We start from the raw sequence: 24243 nt of genomic DNA on the forward strand, positions 1-24243 counted from the left end.
TCCTCCTATCGGTCGAGGCAGGCATAAGATAATTCGTAGCTTTTATTAACAAGCGGGAAATCCGGGATAATATTGCCGGGAGCAGCCACAGTCAGTGCCGGCCAGTTAGGATAGGCAGCGGCGCGCACGAACAACCGGTAGATGGTGTTATTCTCGCCGGCCATCAGCCAGTGGAGGCAATGGCCCTGCGGCGATTCACTCCAGCCGAAGCCGGAGCTGTGGGCTTCAATCGCCGGCAGTTCAACCGTAAGCGGCCCGGCCGGCATATTGGCCAGAATCTGACGGATCAGCTTCATCGTTTGATATACCTCATCTACCCTGACCCACAGCCTGGCAGCCACATCGCCTGACGTATACACCGGGACGTCAAACCTGAGCTCAGGATAACACCCATACGGATGATCGCGCCGGCTATCGGCGGCCACCCCGGAAGCCCGCGCCCCGACCCCGACTACACCCAGATCCAGGGCCGCCTGACGGGGTACAATCCCGGTCGTATTTATCCTGTTTAAAAACTCATCATTGTTGCGGAAAAGACCGATCAGCCCGGTAAAATCCGGCTCCAGCTTAGCCAGCAAATCAATAATCATCTCTTCCAGCTCGTCATCAATATCCTGGCGCACCCCGCCGGGAACTACCAGGCCGCGCAGGAACCGATGGCCTGTGACCGCTTCATTAACCCGCATAATATACTCCTTCATGCGGGCCCCGGCCATAATCGCCACCGCAAAGCCCATACCGGCACACAGGTTGCCGATATCCCCGACATGGTTATACAGGCGTTCCAGCTCGGCCACCAGGGCCCGTAAATATTGGGCCCGCCTGGGCACTTGCACACCTGCCAGCGACTCGACCGCCTGGCAGTAAGCCACTGAATGAGCGATCGTACAAACGCCGGAAATACGTTCCACCTGATAAAAAGCCTTTGTTAGCGGCAAGCCTTCTATAGCCTTCTCGATGCCGCGATGAACAAAAAACATTTTAGCATCCAGGCGCAGGATTGTTTCACCGGCCTGGCTGAAGCGAAAATGCCCGGGTTCAATAATACCGGCATGGATCGGACCAACCGGCACCTCAAAAACGCCCTCACCCTCAACGCTGTGCATATGCCACTGTTTATGCATTGTCGGCACTGGCGTGCGGACAGAGAAATCCTTGCGTAAAGGATATATGTCGGCAGGCCAGTTTTCATGCAGGGCCAACGGCCGCAAGTCAGGATGCCCTACCGGTTTCAGGCCGAATAAATCATGAATCTCACGCTCATACCAGGCGGCTGCTGATATTTTGGGTGTTATTGAGGGAAACTCCAGCGCGCCGGCCGGATCTACCAGGGCTTTAACCACCTTAAATTGCTGTCCCGCGGCAAAGGCACAGTAGATAGCATAATTGCCGTTTACGCTGCGTTCATCATTGGCAAACATCGATACAAGGCCGTGTTTGCCCTCCTCATAGACCGCATAAGCAGCTTCTTGCAAATTAGCTGCGAAAACGCTTATATATTCAACCACTGGCTTAACCTCCCAATACAATTTCCGCAGCCTGTACCAGCACGTTATTCACTACCGGGGGCAGATATAATCCACCCAGAATAATAATGGCAAAAGAAAACACCATGGCCATTGTGGTCGTTGGACCAAAGTGGAACTTGGGCTGCGCCTTTGGTATGATGCCAAACCCCATTTTTAAACAATAGTACATCATGCCGGCAAAAACCCCGGTCAGCAAGAGCAGGGTAATGCTGCCAAGCAACCATTGCTGGTTTTCAAACATCGCTAAAACAATATAAAACTTGGTTATGAAGATATTAAACGGCGGGGTTCCGGTTATCGCCAGAATGCCAATAATAAACAGAGTCGCCACCAGCGGCATAACCCGGGCAATGCCAAAAATCTGTTTGATTTCCTTGGTCTTATACTCCTGAGTTACGACGCCGGCCAGATAAAACAGCGCCGATTTGGCGACCGCATGATTGACAATATGCAACAGGGCAGCATAGACCGCCAGCGGCGTCCCAACCCCTAAGCCCAGCGTGATAATCCCCATGTGCTCGACACTGGAATAGGCCAGCAGCCTTTTCACATCATGCTGCACCAGCACAAAGGGGATCGCAATGGCGATTGACAGCAATCCCAGGGCCAGCAGCATATACTGGGCGAATTCAGGGCCAATTGAGCCCTGCACAATAATGATATTGCGAACCAGAGCATACAAAGCGCAGCTTAAGAGGGCCCCTGATAACAGCCCGCTGACCGGGGACGGCGCCTGGCTATGAGCATCAGGCAGCCAGGTATGCATCGGTGCCAGGCCGGCTTTGGTACCGTAGCCAATCAGAATGAACACAAAGGCAATTTTGACAATGGCCGGGTCCAGACTGCCGCTGATTGCTTTGAGTGTTACCCAGTCCAGAGCCTGACCGGCAGCAGCGCCCACACTGACTTGCGCATAATACAGGATCATCGTGCCCAACAGGGCCAGACAAATACCCACTGTGCAGATCATAACATACTTCCAGGCCGCCTCCAGTGAGTCACGGTTAAAATAGAAAGCAACCAGCAAGGCGGAAGCTAACGTGGTTCCCTCGACCGCCACCCACATAAGACCAAGATTACCGACGACAATAACGCTAATCATCGCAAAACTGAAGAGGTTAAGCAGGGCGTAATAACGCGGCAGCATCGCCATTGTGATATGGCCGTTATTTACCTCCTTCTCCATGTAAGACAACGAAAAGAGCGTTGCCGTAAAGGTAAGCAGGGCGACAACAAACAGCATAACCGCGCTAAGATTGTCTAGATGAAAATATTCAGAACTAAATACCTTTTGCTGCGTAATATTATGGATAATCCAGACTAAAACTGTACTTGTTGCCAAACTGCCGGCAAAATTAATTGCTCTAATTGTGGCCTTGCTTCGCTGTAATAAGGTCAACAGCCCGGTAACTATCGGTATTGCCAGCGCAATTAGAATCAGTTGTTGCATAATATCACCCCTTTAACTTTTTAAGCAGGCCTGTGTCGGTAGTAGCAAATGACAGCTTCAGGCGATACGTTAAAATGACCAGGACAACAACAGCGACTAAAACATCGAAGAATATTCCCAGCTCGATGATCAGGGGCAAGCCTTGGGTAATCGACAGCCCCATCAAGTAGAGGCCATTTTCCATAGTGATCAGGCCAATTGTTTGCATTAGCGCCTGGCGGCGGGTCATGATCAGCAACAGGCCGATAAAAGACAAAGCAATCGCTGCCGGCAGAGTGGAATTGGCGGCAAAACCAGGCAGGGCCTTTTCAATCAGGCCATAAGCCAGAATAATCGATAAGATGGCGGTAAAAGTGGTAAAATTGGGGTTAACAAATTCACGCTCCTCCTGGAGATAAGGCAGAACCCGGTATAGGGCGTAAGGGATAAGCCCTACCTTAATGACAACAGTCAGGAAGGCGGCAATATACATATGGACTTCACCGGTATGAATGCCAACAATGGCACAGGCTAAGGCTACAATGACCGACTGAACAACGATGATGTTAATGCCTAGCTTCAGGTTTGTCACTCGTGTCAGGAAAATAGCCGCCGACATGAGCAGGATAGTTAATAGATCCATTGCGATACCTCCCCTTTCTTACTGCGCCACTATTGCCAGCAAGGACAAGCAGCCTGCCGCAACCATGAGGCCCGGCACCCGAAACAGGCGAATTTTATTGGTACTGCTTTCAATACAGGCCAGCACAACGGCCACGGCGACAACCTTTATCCCCATCCCGGCCGCGGCCATAGGCGCGGAATCAAAGCCCGGTATACTCCAGGGGATAAACAGATTGACCAGCAGGAGAATAAATACCAGCTGCTTAATCGCTGAAGCCCAAAAAATCAGCCCTACCGGTCTCCCGGAATACTCTAACACCATGCCTTCATGGACCATCGTCAGCTCAAGGTGAGTGTCAGGGTTATCCACCGGAATACGTCCGGTTTCAGCTACCGTGATAATCATAAAGGCAAAAGCTGCCAAAACCGTGGAAAACGAGATGGCTGTGTTGGCGGCCGTACTGGCCATTGTTGACAATACCGTGGAATTAGCGTTAAATGCCACTGTAAATATAGTAATCATCAAGGCCGGCTCAACAAGTACGCTGATGAACATTTCCCGGGATCCGCCCATGCCCCCGAACGAGCTGCCTGCGTCCAGCGAGGCGGCGGCCAGAAAAAACCTGCCCACGGCCAACAGATACACTAATATAAACAGGTTATCAAATGGTATACCACTGGCGGTAAAGACTGTCGGAACAAGTGCGGCAGCGCCAATGGCTGTTGCGAAATAGATATACGGGGCAAAATGGAAGATCCACGATACCGTTGGCGAAACAACCTGATCTTTTTTCAAAAATTTAATAAAATCAAAGTATGGCTGGCAGTAGCCGGGACCACGCCGGCTTTGCAAACGTCCTTTGGTATTTTTTATCACGCCCTGGATTAGCGGCGCCAGCAAAACTAAGACAATAATCTGAATTATAATCGTCATGTTGTCACCACCTTGTGCCGATGATCATTACTACTACTGTGACTACCATAATATAGCCAATGTATAACTGCAGGCTGCCGGCCTGAATCCGTTTGCAGCTATTGGCCACAAACAGAACCCCGTTTGCCAATGGGCTGTACATGTATTCATTAATGAGATGCCGGATATGGACATCCAGCGACATCTTAACACCATGGTAAGGATTGCAGGCTTGGTCTGCTGAAATTTGGGTGACCGGACGCAGAATGTCACCAAATACCCGGCGAATCGGTTCCGCAAAACCGGTTGCCGTATATTCCATCCGGGCTGTCGGGTTAATACCGCAGGTCCAGGTCTCACCGGCCACCGCTTTCGGGTTTCCTGCCGCCCGGGCCAAGGCGTACGCGGCAATGAGACCGATGACAATAAGAATGGCCACCACCGGCATGGTTATCAGACCAGCAGCGCTGCCGGGCTGTACTTGAAAGCCAACAGCATACCATTGGCTTGTTTGGAATAATCCGTCCATAGACACGCCGGCATGGCCGGCTACCACGGTTTGCAGCATACCAACCATCCATTGGGGCCAAACGCCGGCCGCTACACAAATCAGAGCCAGCGCGCCCATTCCGGTCAACATAAGGCCCGGAACTTCAACTGCCTGTTCAGCCTGCAGGCTGCGCGGCTTGGCAAGGAAGGTAACGCCAAAGGCTTTTACAAAACAGGCGGCCGCCAGGGCCCCTGTCAAACCAAGCAGGGCAATCAAAACAACTGCGCTCAGCTTGCCAACCACACCGCCGATGGCCGCGGGCAGCAAGAACAGCGCCTGAAACGTAAACCACTCGCTGACAAAACCATTAAGCGGCGGCAACGCCGAGATTGCGGCAGCTCCTATTAAGAAGAACAAGGCGGTATAAGGCATCTTTTTGATGAGTCCACCGAGGTGCTCTACCTCTTTAGTATGGGTGGCAGACATCACCGCCCCGGCCCCCATAAACAGCAGTGATTTAAAAATCGCGTGGTTGAATACGTGGTAGAGAGCCGCAGCCCAGGCTAATCCAGCCAGAGTGGGCTGCCCGTAACTCATAAATACCATGCCGGCGCCAACGCCAAGGAGAATAATCCCGATGTTTTCTACGCTATGATAGGCTAAAAGGCGCTTGAGGTCATGCTCCATAATAGCGTACAGAACGCCGAGAACTGAAGAAATAATGGCCAGAACTAATACCAGCCCACCCCACCAGGCGGGTCCTACTCCCAGGAAATCAAGGAAAAACCGGGCCATGCCATAGATTGCCGTTTTAATCATAATCCCGGACATCATGGCGGAAACATGGCTGGGAGCTGCAGGATGCGCCTCCGGCAGCCAGATATGCAGCGGCATAACCCCGGCTTTGGTACCAAAACCAATAAGTGCACACAAGAAGATTGCATTTCTCATCGGTTCCGGCAGGGCACTGCCATTAAGCAACGCAAAGTCCAAACTATCAGACCCTGTTGCCAGCAGCAGAAAAGCGATGGCTATAAAGGCGGTGCCAACATGGGTCATCAAAATATACAGATAAGCAGCATTGGTATTTGCGGTCTTTTCATATTCATGATTGACCAGGAAAAACGAGACTACCGTCATCAGTTCCCAAACAATAACAAACACAACTACCTGACTCATCGTCAATACCAGTACCATCGACAGTAAAAAGGCATTAAATAATGCCGCTAACACAGCAAACCGGCGGCCATAATATTCACGGCTATATCCAATGGCATAAATACTGGTTGCAGTACCGACCACACCCAAGGTTAGCAGAAAATACGCCGCTAAATAGTCAATCCGGACTTTCAGCACCCCTAGCGGTGCCCCCAGGGAAAAGGTGATGACCTGCCCCTGCGTCCCTAATACCGCTATTGCACAAACCGCCGCTGCCAAACACCCTGACGCTGCCAGCCCATGCGCAATATAATTCGTAATTTTGGAATTATCTTGAGTGACAATTGCGGAGATTATGCCCAGACCGAACAAGACGAGCACAACAAGATACAATTGATCAATAAGCACTACATTCACTCCTATCCCAAAGTAAATATTTGTTGCCGGGGGAATTAACTACAACGGGAATATCCCTCTGCCAGCTTCCTGGAGGTATATTGGGTATAGAGCAGACGCTGGCTGTTATAATCATCCAGGAAATATTCATACAGCTTTTGCATCTCCGGATTGTCATGTGATTTTCGGTATTCCGAGTTTTCATCATGGACATAGGCACTACAGGTGCGGCGCTCATAGGCGGTAGTCCGATCACACGGCAACAGTACTTTCGGCTGCCCGCCGCCACTTACGCAGCCATTGGGACAAGTCATTACCTCTATGAAATGAAAATCAGCCCAACCAGCCTTGCTAGCAGCTAGCAATGGCGCCACATTTTTTAAACCGGCAACGACAGCAACCTTGAGTTCGACTTCACCGATTTTGACAGTGGCTATCCTAACGCCCTCGCCGCCCCTGACAAAACTCAAATTCAAATCAGGTATCGACTGTCTTGTGAGTAACTCATAGGCAGTGCGCAACGCAGCTTCCATTACACCGCCGGAAGCTGCAAAAATTGTCCCCGCCCCGCTATATGTCCCCAGCGGCTTATCAAAATCTCCCTCAGCCAGGTTATTAAAATCAATGCCGGCATCTTTAATTAGCTGAGCAAGTTCCCGGGTGGTAATCACAGCATCAACATCCCGATAGCCGCTGTCTTTCATTTCCGGCCGGTCGCTTTCAAACTTTTTACAGGTACAGGGTGTAACAGAAACACTGTAGACCTTGGCCGGATCCACACCATTCACCTGAGCGCCATAGGTCTTAAAGAGGGCGCCGGCCATTTGTTGCGGGGATTTACACGCTGAGAGATGGGCAGTGAGCTCCGGATAGTCCTGCTCAAGATATTTAACCCAGGCCGGGCAGCAGGAGGTAAACATCGGCAGCACCCCACCCTCGGCAATCCGTTCAATTAGTTCATTGGCTTCTTCCATAATGGTTAGATCGGCTGCAAAATTGGTGTCATAAATCCGGTCAAAACCCAGCTTGCGTAAAGCGGCCGCCAGCTTCCCCGGTGTCAGGCTGCCTAGCGGCATGCCAAATTCTTCGGCAATAGCGACCCGGACAGCCGGCGAGCATTGCACCATGGTAAACAGCGCTTTACTCGCCAATACATTTTTAATTTGCGGGGCATTGCCGGTAAAATAGGTGGCAAACATCGGCTCTGTGACCGAAGTCAGCAGATTGCGCTCTTGAATTTTTTGCTCCCGCGAACTAATACCGGCAGCAAATATCGACGCATAGGCACTACAGATCTGAACACATTGGCCACATAGCACACACCGCTCATAATTGATGATTTGTGGCTGCCCTGGTACCCCTTCGATGGCGTCAACCGGGCAAATATCGGCACAGAGCCGGCAACCGGTACACAACTCCTGATCAATCCGGACAATACCCGTGTTATTTACTGACATAACAGCGCCTCCTATATCTTAAAAATATGCCAAACAGTGTCTTGGCAAAGTTAGATGTTAGTTTTAGACAACGTAGATTTGCAAGGCGGAGGAGCCGTGCAGATCGGACATATGCAAGGTGCCGACAACGAAGCAGGGCGGGAAAAGACCGCAATATAAGCCAGACTTTTAAGTGACGCACGGTACTAGTATTTGGCCAATAAATTTTTTTGCCGAATCAAACAAGGGTCAGGGGCGCTGCAAATATTGTGCCGCTTCAGACAAACAATCTCAATCGCCTGCTTAGGGCAGGCATTAATACAGGCCGGTCTATCGGCAGAGCACTCTATGCATAAATCACATTTGCTTGCTACCATAAAATTCTTTTCAATTAGACCCGCCTTAGCTTCAGCTGTAATCCCGGCTGTCTTTATAAACAGGTGTGGTATAACCGGTATATCCATAGCCCCGGCCACCTTCGTGTTAGGGCCGGCACGGACAACCGCACAGGCCAGCTCACAAGCCTTACAGCCGATGCACTTCGCGGAATCGACAATAACAAAAGCTTTTAATTTTGCAGCCATTGATATCCCTCCCAACATTGAATTGATTAGCCATTGCTCCACTACCAAATGCAATGGCTAATCAGCCAGCGTTGGGAGCGTGTCAGATACTGGAGTTCACTATTGATAAAGAGTTGTCTCAGGAATTCGCAAACACTAACGCCGCTATAGCGGCTACTTTTTCACTGCAGTCGTTGGCGCTGAAGCACAGTTGCCCGCATCACTGGCAGGATTGCGCAGGTAACTATACCAGTAGAAGGCGGCGACAAACAGGCCAAGACCAACGATATTACCTAATACGGCAGGAATCCAGTTGGCCACAACCATACTTTCAATTGTTAAGGTATCCACCTTAGCCCCTAAATTACTTGCCTCGACAACCGCCGGCAGCGTTTTTGCAAATAGACCGGCAGGCAGATAATACATGTTGGCAATACTATGTTCAAAACCACTCATAACAAATGTCATGATCGGGATATAACAGGTGGCGACTTTACTGATAATATCTTTTGAGGAGAAACTCATCCAGACGGCAAGGCCTACCAACCAGTTACATAAGATTGCGCGGAAAAACACCTCAGTCCAGGTAAGGTTTACTTTAGTAACGGCAATGGCCACAGCAGATGCCCCCAGCAAATTATTGTTGAACTTAAAAAGTCCGGTCATATGCATAAGCCAGGCAATTAATACCGCCCCTACCATATTTCCAATCAACACAATCGTCCAGTTCCGCAAGACAGCCAGCAAACTAATCCTGCCGGCGAAGAGCGCAGTCAGCATCAAAACATTACCTGTAAATAACTCGGCACCACAGATAACAACATACATAAGGCCCACTGAAAATACAGAACCAGTAATAAATCGCTGCCACCCGGCACCGAGTGATGTAAGATCATGGGCGGCCATGGTTGAGCCTTCCGCACCAAAGGCAATGAAACAGCCGGCAAGGATGCCTAAGATAAACAGCTTCCCCGTAGACATTGTCGCTCTTTTTACTTGTGCTTCCATACAATTCTGAGCAATCTCGGGGGGTGTACAATAATTCATAGAAACTCCTCCTTTTTTTAGTACGTTACATAGTGGTGTCTATTCCTACCTCCTCGATTTTAATCGTTGGCATAAACTGTTCGGAATTGTTTCGCCTGGCTACCGCCCAGCCATGATGTTTTATTATAATTGCAAAAAGCATGCCAATAAGGCATGCTCTTGCAACAATTGAGCTATTGTTTTTTGATTTGTCTAAAAAGTCTATATTTATCAGGAACTTTCGGAAAATTACGGTTGTTGAAATAATTCATTTTACTATTAAACAAAACGCTTATTTTCAGGGTACTCCTTTGCACAGTCTGCAATAATTGCACACTTTCTGCCGGCAGTCTGCAAAAATTACATAGTCGGATGAATTTTTCAGACTTTATCCGCCGGCGCGCTTCTTTTTCATCTTGCCCAGGCGGTAATAAAGTGTTCTTACAGATATACCAAGGTACTGGGCAGCTTTGGTCTTATTGCCCCCGCACTTTGTCAGGGCCTCGGCCACAAGATGGTCAAAATGCTCCTGTAAGACATAATGTTCAGCCGGCGAACCGCTTTTTTCCGGCTGTACAGGCGCTGCTTCCTTGGCCGCCTTCACACTGTTGCCGCTAATCAGATTACTCAGATGTTCGGTTTTGAGCTCATCAGCATCATGCATAAATGAAACCCATTCCATTGCATTTCGCAGTTCCCGGACATTACCCGGCCAGTGATACTGCAGCAAAAACTCGGCAGCGGCCTGACCGATACGGGTGAAACGCTTGCCGCGGCGCTCGGAAAAGTCCTGCAGAAACATAAGGGCCAGCGGCAGAATATCCTCTTGCCGTTCCCGCAGGGGCGGGATAACAATCTGGCCTACCTTCAGACGATAATACAGGTCTTTGCGAAATAACCCCTGTTCAATCCGCTTTTCAAAATCAAGATTGGTGGCGCATATAATGCGCAAATCTGTTTTAATCTTCTTTAAGCCGCCAACCCGGTAAAAGCTCTTTTCCTCCAGTACCCGCAGCAGCTTGGCCTGCAGTTCTATCGGAATCTCGGCTATTTCATCCAGAAATAAGGTTCCACCCATAGCCATATCGAGTTTTCCTTTACTGCCGCGGGCTGTGCCACCGGTGAAAGAGCCTGCTTCATAACCAAAAAGCTCACTCTCAAACAGGCTTGGGGTTATCGCCGTACAATTTATATCCACAAAAGGCCCGGCATTCTGCATTTTGCCGTAGTGAACCATTCTGGCAATGATTTCTTTCCCGGCCCCGGTTTCCCCCTGAATTAAAACAGGCAGCGAACGATCGGTATGGTATTTCTCAGCCTGTTGAACAATCCGCTTCATTTGCTCAGAAAATATCCCTACCCTGGCAATGCCGGCTTGCTCGGCAGCCAATTTGGGGAGTTGCTCCAAGTGGCTATCTAACCCTGGTACCGGATGTTTGGCCCTCTCTTCCAGGGTCTGGGTAACAATATATTTTTCCGGCATTGACGCCTGGTGTTCTTCCACCCGGCTTAGAACCGCCTTGAGCTCCTGCACATTAATCGGCTTAGTCAGATAGTCATAGGCCCCGGCTCTCAGGGCCCCGATTGCCAGTGCAATATCGATAAAGCCGGTATACAGTACAAGATCGGCTTCCCGCTGCTGCTTAAGGGACTTTATCTCACGTATTAAGTCAATCCCCGAGATCCCGCCCATTTTAATATCAGACAAAACCATCTGGAAGTTATTACCTCGATAGAGTTGCAGGGCCTCTTCGCCGGAAGAACTCTCGACCACCTGATGCCCAAGCAGTAATAAATAATCTGCCAGAAAAGACCTGCTTTCACTTTCATCATCAACAAGTAGAATACGCACTAATGCCCTCCTCCCTGCTAGTACTTCATCTTTCTTACAATCAATAGAATAGTTTGCGTAGATTTTTTCGCAATGCAAGGCGGAGGAGCCTTACATTCGGGAATATGCAAGGCGACGACAACGAAGCCGTGTGGGAAAAGCTGCGCAAATTATCATTGGTTTGGAGGTAGATAAAGTACTAGGTCCCACAGTATACCGGGAATGACACCTTAATTGCAGCACCGCCGCAAGAGCTGTTGCCTACACTAATCAAGCCATTGCTGGCGATAATTATCGAATGAACGATGGATAAGCCCAACCCCATCGAGTCGCCTGATTTGGTTGAAAAAAACGGCTCAAAAATCCGGTCTTTGATCTTATCATCAATACCAGGCCCGTTATCGCTCACCTCCAGATAGACGTTATCCTCATCATAGGCAGTATGAATAATAAGTTCTCTGGCACTCGCATCAACGGCATCCAGGGCCTGCATTGAGTTCATTAACAGGTTGAGCAATACCTCTTCCAGACGAATCGTTGAGCCATAGACATAAGGCAAATTGGAAGCCAACTGTTTTTTTACCTCAATTTGCCGGGAGAACAGTTGATTGCTTACTAGCGACAGTGCCTTTTCAATAATATCATTCAAATTGCAAGGTATATAATCATAATTTTGACTATTCCGCAGAAATGAGCGTAAATGATTCACTATATTATCAATTCTATCTACTTGCTGGGAAATATTCAATATGCTTTTAATAACCTCTCCGGCCGGCAATTTACCTTTGGACTGATGACGCAAAAGAATTGTTTCCGCCAAAAGCCGGATGGCGTTTAAGGGCTGATTTATTTCATGGGCAATACCGCCGCCGATAATTGCCAGGGTTGTCACCCTTGCGGCCCGTTCGATCGCGGCCCTCGCTTCAGCAATCCTGATTTCGGCTTCTTTCTGGGCGGTAATATCGCGCCCTACCGACTGGTACTCAACGATCTCCCCCTGCTCATTAAAAAGCGCGCGATTATTCCATTGTACCCAGCGATTACCCTGAGCAGTACCAAACTGGTATTCAGAAAAGGCCACCGGGTTTTCCGGCGTTAGCAGGTTAAACATCCGCAGAATCGACTCCCGGTGAGCAGGCGGTACAAAGTGAATAAAATTCTCACCAATAATCTCATTCATACTTTTGCCAAAATACCGGCAAAACGCACTGTTCACAAAAGTTAATTTACCATCCGGCAAAATCCGGCGGATTAAATCCACCTGGTCCTCAACCACGACCCGATAGCGGGCCTCGCTTTCCGTGAGCTGCTGTTCCACCAGCTTTTGGGCGGTAATATCCCTGCCCACAGACTGAAACTCCAGCAGCCGGCCGCAGTCAGCAAAAATGGCCCGGTTTACCCACTGCTGCCACCGAACCTGAGAATCGCGGCCAACCAGCCTGCGCTCAGCCATTGCTACCGGGCTGTCAACTGTCAGCGAAAATATTTGCTCTTGAAACCGGTCCCGGTCATCCTCAGCAATAAGCTCCATCACATTGGTGCCGATAAGCTCGTCCATCGGCTTATTAAAATAACGGCAAAACGCGCTGTTGACAAAGGTCAGGCTGCCATCAGGCAAAAACCGGCGAATTAAATCCACCTGATCCTCTACTACCGCCCGATAGCGCGCCTCACTTTTTTTCAGGGCTTCTTCCGCCTGCCGCCCGGTCGTAACATCGGAGGTAATAATCTGCAGGCATCCATCGGCAAATGCCGTTATGCTCAGTTCCACCGGCAAACCGGTGCCATCTGCCCGCAGGCAGGTTACCGTACCGGCTGCCGGTTGCCCCTGCCGGGCTGCCTTAATAAACCGCCTGGCCGGTGAAACATTGCCGGCAGCGATAAACTCATAGATGCTTCTGCCGGTCATACCGGCCGCAGTCTCGCCAAACATCCTTAACCCGCTTGGATTGACACTGACTAAACAGTCATCCGCATCAATACAGAGAACCCCGTTAGCGGTTTTCTCCACCAGCAGCCTGTATTGCGCTTCAATGCCCTGCCTGTCCTTAGTGCATCGCTTCTTACTGCTCATACCAAATCTCCGATCTGTTTTATAAAGCTGCCTGGACCGTCCCTGTAAAACCTATTGGTTGATGATTCGCACCAGCCGTACTGCAAAGCACTGCTTTATTGCCGGTAAAAACCGGCTCAGCAGAATTGATCTGTACATTTCCCGTTTCGTAATCAGCAATAACTGATCATCTACTTGCCGCAGCGAAACCAGGGTGTTAATGTACCTCTCAAAGTCAGCCTCTCCCATCACGCTCCGCAACTCTGCCAAGGCCGCCGCCAGTTGCGGCGCTTCCAGGGCAATCCGCTCGGTGAGGGGGGAAAAAGGAACCGAATATCTTACAGGCGCCATGTGATCATTCCACCTTATTAATTGGTATTTTGTAAATTTTTTGCCATCAGAACAGGGGCATTTCTGCTTCCATAAACCCTGCGGATATAGGTTGCCAGCCTAACTTATGATAGAAATGCTCGCCATAGCTTTGTCAAACACTGAATCTAATACTTTTCATTCGCCATCACCAGGGCCTCTTCCTCTATAGCAGGCCGCCGGGCAATCGGATATTTACAGCGCCCGGGAGATCAGCTAGTATTATAATCAATAAGCCCAAGCCAGAATAATGACTGATCGTAATTTTATTTTCCGGCGCCAGCTGCCGGCGGCTGTTCCCGGCTGCCGGCCCTGTCCCCATTCATGCCAGCAGAGGAGACGCTCTATGAAACGTTTATTGCCCCAAACCTTACGCAATAAGATGATTTTATTTGCTTTGATCATTGTCAGTATACCAATACTGCTCACCGGCTATGTCACCAAACTCGAAACCCAGGAGGCACTCCTGCTGGAAAAGCAGGCGAAATTGTTTGGTATTGCTTTATTGCTGGATAACTACCTGGGCGAAGGCTATCAGGAGCTGTTACAGGCCCAAAACGCGCCCCCTGCCGACCGGGCAGCCCAAATAAAAGTGTTGAATGATTCTTTAAAAAAGGTTACCGATACCGTGACCGGTGTTCACCCCGGCGTCGGCGCCGGTTATTACAGCAGGGAGCTTGACGCTATTATTACCTATGGCCCCAGCAGCAATTACGCCGATAAGGTCGGGCTTGCCATCGACCCGGCTCATCCCGGCCGGGAGGTTATGAGTACCGGTGAACGCCTGGTGGCGTTTGCCCCCATGGTCAGAGGCGATATCATGAATGCCATGGTGCCGATTGTGCGTCACGGCGAAGTGATCGGCTATATCTGGGCTAACGAGCTGACAGACGACATCCATGCCCAGATGGCAGCCATGGACTATAATATCTATCTTTCAGTAAGTCTCGGCATTATTGTCAGCCTGCTGCTGATCTTCTGGATGACCGGGGGTTTTATTCACAATGTGGAGACAATCAAAAACAGCCTGGAACTGCTGCGATTTGATTTGCGCCACCGGATCGTACCCATGACCGGCGAAATGGGGCAGATCAGTGAGGCCATCAATTATATGGCCCACTCCTTGCTCAATGCCCAGACATTGAACGAAAATATCCTCCACAGCATTGCCGACGGCGTTATTACCGTGGATATTAACGGTACAATAACAAGTGCCAATAAATCGGCAGAAAACCTGACCGGTTTTATCTGTGCCGAGATTGTCGATAAGCCCTATAAGGAAATCTTTTGCGAAGGCCGGCATTTTAACAGCCTGCTGTTAGATACCCTGGCCACAGGCACCAACTATATCGGTATCGAAATGGATTACCCGGTCAAAAATAAGGACATTTATATCAGTATCAGCACCAGCCGCCTGAAAGACAGCAACGATAAAATCATTGGCGCCGTTGTCGTTTTCAAAGACCTGACCGAGCAACACCGCCTGCAGGCCCAGATGCTGCGCGCCGAACGCCTGGCCTCGCTGGGTGAGCTTATGGCCGGCGTCGCCCATGAGATCCGCAACCCGCTTACGGCGATTAAAGGCTTTGTGCAATATTTGCAGAGCGCCGACAATGAGGCCGAGCGGCAGGAATATATGCCGGTAATTATTAAAGAAGTTGACCGGATAAACCGGGTTATTGAGACCCTGCTGTACTTTGCCCGCCCCTGCAAAACCAATTATCAGCCAATGGACATCAACAGTTTGCTTGAGGAAACCCTGGTATTGGTCAAAAATACAGGCACTCAGCACAAGGTGGGCTTCAGGCTGCACCTTGACAGAACCTTGCCGCTCATAGAAGGCGATGCCGAACAGCTGAAACAGGTCTTTCTCAATCTGCTGATCAATGCGGTCCAGGCTACTTTGGAGCAGGGAACCATTGAAATTGTGACCTGGCAGGAACACAGCGATTTTGTCCACATACGGATAACAGACACCGGGACCGGCATTACCAGCGCCGATTTAGACAAGATATTTGATCCCTTTTTTACTACCAAAGCCACAGGCACCGGTTTAGGACTGGCCGTGGTCCAGCGGATTATTAACACGCACTACGGACGCATTAACATTCAAAGTGAGCCTGGCAGCGGCACGGTGGTTACCCTGCAGCTGCCGGTCACCCATCAGGGAGGCGAGACTGATAAATAACAATTATACAATTATGGTTGTTGACGATGAAGACAGTGTGCGCAAATTATTGTCTGCTGTTTTGAAACGCGAAGGGTATCAGGTGGTGTGCGCTGAAAGCGGCGAAGAGGCGCTGCGCAAATTCAGGGCCCTCCCGCCTGATCTGATTATTATGGATATCCGGATGCCGAATATTGATGGCATCACCGCTTTTAAAGAACTGCGAAAGCTAAGCCAGAATGTTACTGTCATATTGATGACAGCCTATGCGGCTGTAGAAACAGCTGTAGAAGCCATCAAGCTAGGGGCCTTCGATTATGTGATTAAGCCGTTTGACATTGAAGAGGTTAAATTACTGACTAACCGCGCCATTCAGTTACAGAAAATGACGGAAAAAATCTTTGATCTAAACCAGCAGCTGATTGACAGCTACCGGTTGGACAAAATTATTACCAACAGTCCCAAAATGCGGGAGTTATGCCAGAATATCGCGAAAATCGCCCAGAGTAACGCCACGGTGCTGATTACCGGTGAAAGCGGCACAGGCAAAGAGCTGATTGCCAATACCATCCATTATAACAGCCGGCGCAACAGCGGCCCTTTTATCAAGATCAACTGCGGGGCGCTGCCGGAAAGCCTGCTGGACAGTGAGTTGTTCGGCCATGAGAAAGGCGCCTTTACCGGTGCGGTCATGCGCCGTCCGGGCCGGTTCGAACAGGCCGATCACGGGACCCTGCTGCTGGATGAGATTGGTGAAATTTCGCCCAACCTGCAGGTAAAACTGCTCAGGGTATTGCAGGAGCGGGAATTTGAACGGGTCGGCGGCAATACAACAATTAAAACCGACATCCGCGTACTGGCGGCAACAAACCGGAATTTGGCGGAAATGGTCAAACAGGGCCGCTTCCGGCAGGACCTGTATTACCGCCTGAATGTTGTCTCCCTGTCAGCCCCGCCCCTGCGGGAGCGGCGGGAGGACATTGAGCTGCTGGCCGGTTACTTTTTGCAGAAATTCACCGCCGAAAACGAAAAAGAGATTATGGATTTTGACCCTGATGTTGTCAAATTACTGGAAAACTACAACTGGCCGGGCAATGTGCGCGAATTGGCCAATGTTGTGGAGCGGGCTGTTATTATGAGTACAGGCAGCCGCATATTTCCGGAAGATCTGCCGGATAATCTCCGGTACAGCAGCGAAAGCGACCTCATCAGCACCCTGGGCCTGGAAAAGATTTCCGGCAAAACTTTAAAAGAAATGATTAAAAAAACGGAATGCCTGCTCATCAAGGAAGCATTACAGCGCAATCATGGCAATAAGGTAAAAACGGCCAAGGAACTGGGCGTAAGCCGGCGTTCTATTTTATACAAGATCCAGGAGTATGAGCTCGAATAAGTGTGAAAAAAAATGCTCACTGCGCAAAAAAATGCGCATCTTAGCCCTGTGAAAGCAGGTATTATTGTTTAGAGTACTCTGGTTACAGAAATCTTCAATCTAGTATTTGTAAGTATTCACAAGCTCTGTCGATTTTTCGGCAGACTTTTTTTTATTGTTTGGCACGGATTGTGCGTAATGTAGGGACAGCTTGAAATTCTTGTCGTTTAATATCGAATTTTGCAAGCACCAGTGCCTTGCCCACATTATATTTTTAGTTTGCTGACGGCCAAAATAGCCAATGGCGGCGTCAGCCCTAAAACTAAAAGCTAAATGGTCAAGACACGCGAACAGGCTGCATTGCACCTACAATTCATTCAGCAGGAGGTTAGTATGACAAACAAGCAAGCAAGTATTGAGCAGGTTACGGGCTATGTAAAAGACGGCATGACGATTATGGCCGGTGGCTTTTTAGCGGTCGGCACCCCGGACAACCTCATTCAGGCCCTTATTGATCAAAAAATTCAAAACCTGACCCTGATTGCCAATGACACCGGCTTTCCCGACAAAGGGCTCGGCCGCCTTGTTGTCAGCCGTCAGGTCAGCAGGGTAATTGCCTCCCATATCGGCACCAATCCGGCAACAGGCCAACAGATGATTGCCCGGGAGCTGGCGGTTGAGCTGGTACCCCAGGGCACACTGGCCGAAAGAGTACGCTGCGGCGGGGCCGGTCTGGGCGGCGTCCTTACCCCCACCGGTGTGGGCACGGTTGTCGAAGAGGGCAAGCAAAAGCTTAGTGTCGGCGGCGTGGAGTATTTGCTGGAAACACCCCTCCGGGCGGATGTGGCCCTGATCCGGGCCAAAAAAGCCGATAAAGCCGGCAATCTTGTCTATGATAAATCGGCCCGCAACTTTAATCCGCTGATGGCGCTGGCCGCCGACTTAGTCATTGCGGAGGTGGATGAGCTGGTGGAAGTGGGAGAAATCGGCCCTGACGAGGTCATGACCCCGGGCGTGGTTGTCGATAAAATTGTTTTTTTAGGAGGTTGTTAGGATGAACGCAAAAGAAATCATTGCCAGACGGGTTGCCCGGGAGCTGGAAAATGGTAATATTGTTAACCTCGGCATCGGCCTGCCGACAATGGTAGTTAATTACCTGCCGGCCGAAGTTGACGTAACTCTCCAGTCTGAGAACGGGTTCGTCGGCTTAGGTTCCCTCGCCGGGGAAATCGATCCCAATCTGACCAATGCCGGCGGCCAGCCCTGCGGCCTGATCCCCGGGGCGGCAATGTTTGACAGTGCGACATCATTTATGCTGATCCGCGGCGGCCATGTCGACGTTACCGTGTTAGGTGGCCTGGAGGTGGATCAGGCCGGCAATCTGGCCAACTGGATGGTTCCCGGCAAAATGGTGCCCGGTATGGGCGGGGCCATGGACCTGGTAACAGGGGCCAAAAAAGTCATTATTGCTATGGAGCATTGCGCTAAAGACGGTTCGGCCAAACTGCTGCGCCAATGCCGCCTGCCCCTGACCGGCAAAGGTGTGGTTGACCTCATTGTGACCGAGCTGGGCGTATTCCGGGTAACCGGAGACAGTCTTGTCCTGGAGGAAATTGCCGCCGGTGTGGATGTTGAGTTCGTGCAGGCCCGCACCGAGGCGGCCCTGATCATCAGCCCGGATCTGAAACCGATGCAGAACATTTCGTAGGAGGAAAACAGCAATGGTAGGAGTTATTTCCCGTTTTTTCACCAGTATCGTTAATAAATATTTGCCTGACCCGTTAGTCTTTGCCATCCTGCTTACTATCATTACCTTCGTGCTTGGCATTACAATAACGCCGCATTCGGCCCTGGACATGGTCAATATGTGGGGCGACGGCTTCTGGAACCTATTGGCCTTTGCCATGCAAATGTCGCTGGTTCTCGTAACCGGCCATGCCCTGGCCAGCTCCGGTCCGGTAAAAAGAGGCATGACCGCGCTGGCGTCGGTGGCGAAAACCCCGGCCCAGGGGGTCATGCTGGTCGGGTTCTGTTCCGCCGTGGCCTGTGTCATTAACTGGGGTTTCGGCCTGGTAGTGGGAGCCATGTTTGCCCGGGAAGTGGCCCGCCGGATCCCGAAATCCGATTACCGCCTGCTCATCGCCACCGCTTATATGGGCTTTTTATCCTGGCATGGCGGCTTTTCCGCCTCGGTGCCGCTGGTAGCGGCCACCGCCGGCAACCCGATGGAAAAAATGGTGGGCCTGATCCCCATCGCCGACACCATTTTTACCGGCTACAACCTGTTCATTACCGTGGGCCTGATCATTCTGGTGCCCCTGATTGCCCGCATGATGATGCCCAAAGAACATGAGATCGTGGCTATTGATCCGGCCCTGCTGCAGGAAGAGGTTTCCGTCGCCAAAAAATTAGGCCCTGACGCCACCTGGGCGCAAAAGATCGAAGAAAGCCCGATACTGGCCTGGGTTGTCGGCCTGCTTGGCATTGTCTATCTGGGCACCTACTTTGTTCAGAAAGGGTTTAACCTCAATGTCAACACCGTAAACCTGATGTTCCTGACTGCCGGTATCCTGCTGCACAAAACCCCGATGGCTTATGTGCGGGCCGTCAGCGCCGCCGCCAAGGGCACAGCCGGCATCCTGATTCAGTTCCCGTTTTACGCCGGCATTCAGATTATGATGGAACACTCCGGCCTGGGCGGGATTATTACCAATTGGTTTGTTGATGTGGCCACAGCCGAGACCTTCCCCCTGATGGCCTTCTTCAGCTCGGCGCTTATTAACTTTGCCGTGCCCTCCGGCGGCGGCCACTGGGTTGTTCAGGGCCCCTTTGTCATGCCTGCCGCTCAGGCCTTAGGGGCTGATATGGGTAAAGCCGCGATGGCGATCGCCTATGGTGAAGCCTGGATGAATATGGCCCAGCCGTTCTGGGCGCTGCCGGCCCTGGCGATTGCCGGCCTCGGTGTGCGTGACATCATGGGCTATTGCGTTACCGCCCTGTTATTTTCCGGCGTGATCTTTATTATTGGTCTGCATTTCTTCTAACCGTATACGATAATCCACAATTTTGAACCATTGGAGGTAGATACACATGAGAGAAGTAGTGATTGCCAGTGCCGTCCGCACCGCGATCGGCAGTTTTAACGGGGCCCTGGCGCCGTTTTCAGCCGTCGAGCTGGGAGCCCATGTCATCAGCGAGGCCGTCGCCCGGGCCGGTATCGGCAAAGACAGTATCGATGAGGTCATATTCGGCAATGTGCTGCAGGCCGGTCTTGGGCAAAACCCGGCCCGCCAGGCGGCGGTCAAAGCCGGTCTGGCTGTGGCAACACCGGCCTATACCATCAATAAGGTCTGCGGTTCCGGCTTAAAAACCGTCAACCTGGCGGCCCAGGCCATTCTGGCCGGCGATGCCGATATTGTGGTTGCCGGCGGCATGGAAAGCATGACCAATGCCCCCTATGTCCTGGACGCCAAAGCCCGCTGGGGTTATCGCATGGGCAACGGCAAGCTCACCGATGTCATGATTCAGGATGGCCTCTGGTGCGCCTTCAACGACTATCATATGGGCATTACCGCTGAAAACGTCGCGGAAAAATACGGTATCAGCCGCCAGGAGCAGGATCAGCTGGCCGCCGACTCCCAGCGCAAGGCCGTGGCCGCCATTGCTGCCGGTGCCTTTAAACAGGAGATTGCCCCCATTGCCGTCAAGACCAGAAAAGGCGAGGTTATCGTTGATACTGACGAATATCCCCGGGCCGGCACCACTTTTGAGGCTTTGAGCAAATTAAAACCGGCCTTTAAAAAAGACGGTACCGTAACCGCCGGCAACGCCTCCGGTATTAATGACGGCGGCGCGGCCCTTGTGATCATGGCCGGTGATAAAGCCCGGGCACTGGGCATTAAACCGCTGGCCCGGATTCGGGCCTATGCGGCCGGCGGCGTTGACCCCAGCCTCATGGGTGTCGGCCCGGTGCCGGCAACCCGTAAAGCCCTGGCTAAAGCCGGTTTAACCATTGATGACATTGATCTGATTGAAGCCAATGAAGCCTTTGCCGCCCAGTTTCTGGCCGTAGGCAAGGAACTGGGCTTCGCTCCGGCAAAAGTAAATATTTACGGTGGCGCCATTGCGCTGGGCCATCCAATCGGCGCCAGCGGTGCCCGTATCCTGGTCACCCTGCTGCACGCGCTGGAACACAACGATAAAAAACTGGGACTGGCTACCCTCTGCATCGGCGGCGGCCAGGGTGTCGCCACCATTGTAGAGAAAATATAATAGACTGTTGCCAATGAATAGTACCGGCAAATTATCGGCATAAAAAAATGCTCTCCCTGGTCAGTCCGGGGGGAGCAATCTTTTTATACAGATAAGGCCGTCCTCCGCCAACAGGGGAACAGGGATCTTGTTGCATTATCAATTTACCGCTCCCCTTACCGTGCCGGAATAAAAAGAGAGTCCCCTCAAGCTTCCCGAATGCCGTGCCCTATTACCTCATAAAATTCCGGTAATAAAGCGCTCCAGTTGTTCGATATTGGCACATTGATACACACCGGTACAGCCAGGACGGTATTTTTCCATAATACAGTCACTGCGCCCCCATAACTCCCGGTCTAAAGGGTTAAGCCAATATAAAGCGTTGGCCTGATCCCTGATTGCCGGTAACGTTTCACTACCATCTACCGCATTCCAGTTATTTTTGGCATCGCCCAGTATCAGGACGGTGGTGCTTTTACTTAAAACAGGGAGATACTGACCGGCAAATTGATGAAATACATTGCCGTAATGCGAAAAGCCTGTACGGTTAAAGCCTTTTAACCTGCCTATTGCTGCCAGGGCACTGTCTGCATCCTGTTCTTTAAAATAGTCGGTAACCTCCAGTAACGTATCAATGAACAGAAAGGACCGGATATTGCTGAATTTTTTCTGCAGGGTATACACAAACAGCAGCATAAAATAGCTGAATCTCCGGACCGAATTGGACATATCACACAATAGGCAAAGATCAGGCTTGGACGGTTTTCTGTTCATCCTGACCAGTGTAAAGGCTATACCGCCGGTCTTCATAGCCGCTTTTATGCTCCGGTTGATGCTAATCCGGCCCCGGTTGGCCACCTGCCGGCGCCGGCCTCTTTTTACGGCCAGCCTTTGTGCCAGCTTTGCCACTTCCCGGGACATGACGGCCAGCTGGTCATCCGCACCAAGAAAGCTAACGTAAAAAGGGTTTTGTTGCTTCAGCAGCCGGCTCAAATAATCCCGGCTCATCATTTTTACTTGCAAACGCTCTATTTCATCCATCAGCAGGTTCGTCCAGGCCGTCAGGCTGTTCTGGGCACACTGATATTCGCTGTCGGCAATCCCGCCCTCCCGGTAAGCCGCCTCGATGCGGCCGGCTACCTGAAACCAGCCGCTGCCCTGCCGGAGGGCCTGAAGAGCCTCCTCGCGCTTGTCGCTTATATACTCCAGACCATAGGTATGGCTTTTAACAATAGCATAGATTACGTCCATTTCCTGGTGTAATACCGCTTCTGTCAGCTGTTGCAGCAGGGCACCGCCGCCGCCGGTGCCGCCGGAACCGCCCTCCCCATAACCCGCTTCCCCGGCCGGACAGCCGGGAAGGGAAAGCACCCCGGTGCGGTCGGCCACAATTTCCGGGTCCGGTTCCAAAAAGAGTTCAACCAGCCGCTGCAAATAACCGGCGCCCCATTCGGTTTTCACCATTGTCGCATTTAATAATTGATATAGCCTATACTTATCCAGTTGCTTGCCGTTTACCAGTTGCAGAGCCTGTATGCTGTCGGCGATTTCCCGGGTACTGACATTAACGCCCGCCTGCCGGAGTATCCTGGCAATATCAAAGATTAGGTATTCCACGCAACCAGTCCTTTTGAGTGACTTTCTCGGTAATGGCCTGACAGTCTTCGCGGTACTTTAAAAGAATGTTTACCGTATTTATAATCAAATCAGCGGAAAGCCCCGTCACGCGCAGATGACTGAGAACAGTTACCCAGTCAAGCACTTCACTGATACTGGGATGCTTTTTTAGCTTCTCCAGTCTTACCCGTCTGACAAAAGCCACCACTTGTTGACCCAATACCTCGTTAAGCGCCGGAAAGTACAGTTTCAGGATTTCAAGCTCCCGCTGCTCACTGGGATAATCCAGGTATAGATATAAACAGCGGCGGCGCAGGGCATGGCTTAACCGGCGGGTATTATTGCTGGTAAGGATGACGGACGGGATGCTGGCAGCTGCTATTGTTCCGGTCTCGGGAATGGATATTTGCCAGTCGGAAAGGACCTCCAGCAGGAAACTCTCAAATTCCTCATCGCTTTTGTCAATTTCATCAATAAGCAGAACGGCAGCAGTGGAACTGCTGATAGCCGCCAGCAGCGGTCTTGCCAGCAGAAACTCTCTGCCATAGATATTCTGACTCAGATTAGACCAGTCTTGCCGGTTTGCCGCCTGAGACTGGATATATAGCAATTGCTTCTGATAATTCCAGTCATACAGCGCTTTGGTTTCGTCAATCCCCTCATAACATTGCAGCCGGATAAGCCGGCGGCCCAGGTATTGGCTCCAGGCCTTTGCCAGTTCAGTTTTACCGGCTCCCGCCGGCCCTTCAATCAGTATCGGTTTGTTTAACAACACGGCTATCCGGAGCAGCATTGCCGTATTATCATCGGCAATGTAGCCTTGCTCTTTCAATCCCTGCCGTAACTCTTCCTGTTCATTTACCATCATTTCCTGTCCCCTGCCCTGCACAAAATCTTTACGTCAGGCTTCCACTGCATTGGCCGTTTTTACCAGTATAGCAAATAATCTGCTGGTTGACCAATATACCTTGGTAAGCCAAAAACGACACAGCGATGCGGGCAGGCTTGAGCTACGCGGG

At 51.0% G+C, this 24243-nt stretch carries 19 protein-coding genes; 6 read left to right on the forward strand and 13 right to left on the reverse strand.

Features of this window, described 5'->3' with window-relative positions; genetic code table 11:
* Nucleotides 1-5: 5 nt before the first annotated feature.
* The 11 genes from SPTER_RS19385 to SPTER_RS19435 form a co-directional block, all read right to left on the reverse strand.
* A complete protein-coding gene (locus SPTER_RS19385) occupies nucleotides 6-1508 on the reverse strand; it encodes a hydrogenase large subunit (protein WP_144351898.1) in 1503 nt (500 codons plus the stop codon).
* A 4-nt stretch (nucleotides 1509-1512) separates the two neighbouring features.
* Nucleotides 1513-2979 carry a hydrogenase 4 subunit F gene (locus tag SPTER_RS19390; protein WP_144351899.1) on the reverse strand — a complete coding sequence of 489 codons (1467 nt, stop codon included), beginning with the start codon at nucleotides 2977-2979 and terminating at the stop codon, nucleotides 1513-1515.
* A 4-nt stretch (nucleotides 2980-2983) separates the two neighbouring features.
* Nucleotides 2984-3601, reverse strand: a complete 618-nt coding sequence (locus tag SPTER_RS19395) for a hydrogenase (RefSeq protein ID WP_144351900.1) — start codon at nucleotides 3599-3601, stop codon at nucleotides 2984-2986.
* An 18-nt stretch (nucleotides 3602-3619) separates the two neighbouring features.
* Entirely contained in the window at nucleotides 3620-4516 is an 897-nt protein-coding gene (locus SPTER_RS19400; protein WP_144351901.1) for a respiratory chain complex I subunit 1 family protein, read from the reverse strand.
* Nucleotides 4517-4520: 4 nt separating this feature from the next.
* Complete coding sequence (gene hyfB / locus SPTER_RS19405) at nucleotides 4521-6551, reverse strand: hydrogenase 4 subunit B (protein WP_144351902.1); 2031 nt, start codon at nucleotides 6549-6551, stop codon at nucleotides 4521-4523.
* A 44-nt stretch (nucleotides 6552-6595) separates the two neighbouring features.
* The gene (locus tag SPTER_RS19410) at nucleotides 6596-7996 is read right to left on the reverse strand and encodes a [FeFe] hydrogenase, group A (protein WP_144351903.1); all 1401 of its coding nucleotides are present in this window, start codon (nucleotides 7994-7996) and stop codon (nucleotides 6596-6598) included.
* A gap of 185 nt (nucleotides 7997-8181) precedes the next feature.
* On the reverse strand, nucleotides 8182-8559 hold the full coding sequence (locus SPTER_RS19415) for a 4Fe-4S dicluster domain-containing protein (protein WP_170233335.1): 378 nt from the start codon (nucleotides 8557-8559) through the stop codon (nucleotides 8182-8184).
* A 153-nt stretch (nucleotides 8560-8712) separates the two neighbouring features.
* A complete protein-coding gene (locus SPTER_RS19420) occupies nucleotides 8713-9585 on the reverse strand; it encodes a formate/nitrite transporter family protein (protein WP_144351905.1) in 873 nt (290 codons plus the stop codon).
* Nucleotides 9586-9952: 367 nt separating this feature from the next.
* Nucleotides 9953-11416 carry a sigma-54-dependent transcriptional regulator gene (locus SPTER_RS19425; protein ID WP_144351906.1) on the reverse strand — a complete coding sequence of 488 codons (1464 nt, stop codon included), beginning with the start codon at nucleotides 11414-11416 and terminating at the stop codon, nucleotides 9953-9955.
* Nucleotides 11417-11594: 178 nt separating this feature from the next.
* Nucleotides 11595-13469: a PAS domain S-box protein gene (locus SPTER_RS19430; RefSeq protein WP_144351907.1), complete on the reverse strand. Its 1875-nt coding sequence runs from the start codon at nucleotides 13467-13469 to the stop codon at nucleotides 11595-11597.
* 51 nt (nucleotides 13470-13520) lie between these two features.
* On the reverse strand, nucleotides 13521-13799 hold the full coding sequence (locus SPTER_RS19435) for a hypothetical protein (protein WP_144351908.1): 279 nt from the start codon (nucleotides 13797-13799) through the stop codon (nucleotides 13521-13523).
* Between the two features lie 364 nt (nucleotides 13800-14163).
* Between SPTER_RS19435 and atoS the strand changes: the two genes are divergently transcribed.
* From atoS to SPTER_RS19465, 6 genes are all read left to right on the forward strand, one after another.
* Entirely contained in the window at nucleotides 14164-16005 is a 1842-nt protein-coding gene (gene atoS, locus SPTER_RS19440) for a two-component system sensor histidine kinase AtoS (RefSeq protein ID WP_144351909.1), read from the forward strand.
* A gap of 13 nt (nucleotides 16006-16018) precedes the next feature.
* A complete protein-coding gene (locus SPTER_RS19445; RefSeq protein ID WP_144351910.1) occupies nucleotides 16019-17377 on the forward strand; it encodes a sigma 54-interacting transcriptional regulator in 1359 nt (452 codons plus the stop codon).
* A 372-nt stretch (nucleotides 17378-17749) separates the two neighbouring features.
* On the forward strand, nucleotides 17750-18409 hold the full coding sequence (atoD, locus tag SPTER_RS19450; RefSeq protein WP_144351911.1) for an acetate CoA-transferase subunit alpha: 660 nt from the start codon (nucleotides 17750-17752) through the stop codon (nucleotides 18407-18409).
* A gap of 1 nt (nucleotide 18410) precedes the next feature.
* Entirely contained in the window at nucleotides 18411-19064 is a 654-nt protein-coding gene (locus SPTER_RS19455) for a 3-oxoacid CoA-transferase subunit B (protein WP_144351912.1), read from the forward strand.
* A 13-nt stretch (nucleotides 19065-19077) separates the two neighbouring features.
* On the forward strand, nucleotides 19078-20400 hold the full coding sequence (locus tag SPTER_RS19460) for a TIGR00366 family protein (protein WP_144351913.1): 1323 nt from the start codon (nucleotides 19078-19080) through the stop codon (nucleotides 20398-20400).
* 46 nt (nucleotides 20401-20446) lie between these two features.
* Entirely contained in the window at nucleotides 20447-21628 is a 1182-nt protein-coding gene (locus SPTER_RS19465) for an acetyl-CoA C-acetyltransferase (RefSeq protein WP_144351914.1), read from the forward strand.
* A gap of 216 nt (nucleotides 21629-21844) precedes the next feature.
* Here SPTER_RS19465 and SPTER_RS19470 read toward each other — a convergent pair whose 3' ends face one another.
* Both SPTER_RS19470 and SPTER_RS19475 read right to left on the reverse strand, forming a co-directional pair.
* Nucleotides 21845-23224 (reverse strand): VWA domain-containing protein, encoded by a 1380-nt coding sequence (locus SPTER_RS19470; protein WP_144351915.1) that lies wholly within the window; start codon nucleotides 23222-23224, stop codon nucleotides 21845-21847.
* The gene (locus SPTER_RS19475) at nucleotides 23205-24092 is read right to left on the reverse strand and encodes an AAA family ATPase (RefSeq protein WP_211367332.1); all 888 of its coding nucleotides are present in this window, start codon (nucleotides 24090-24092) and stop codon (nucleotides 23205-23207) included. The genes SPTER_RS19470 and SPTER_RS19475 overlap by 20 nt, the downstream gene beginning before the upstream one ends.
* Between the last annotated feature and the right edge of the window lie 151 nt (nucleotides 24093-24243).

The organism is Sporomusa termitida, from assembly GCF_007641255.1.
GTDB classification, from domain to species: Bacteria; Bacillota; Negativicutes; order Sporomusales; family Sporomusaceae; genus Sporomusa; species Sporomusa termitida.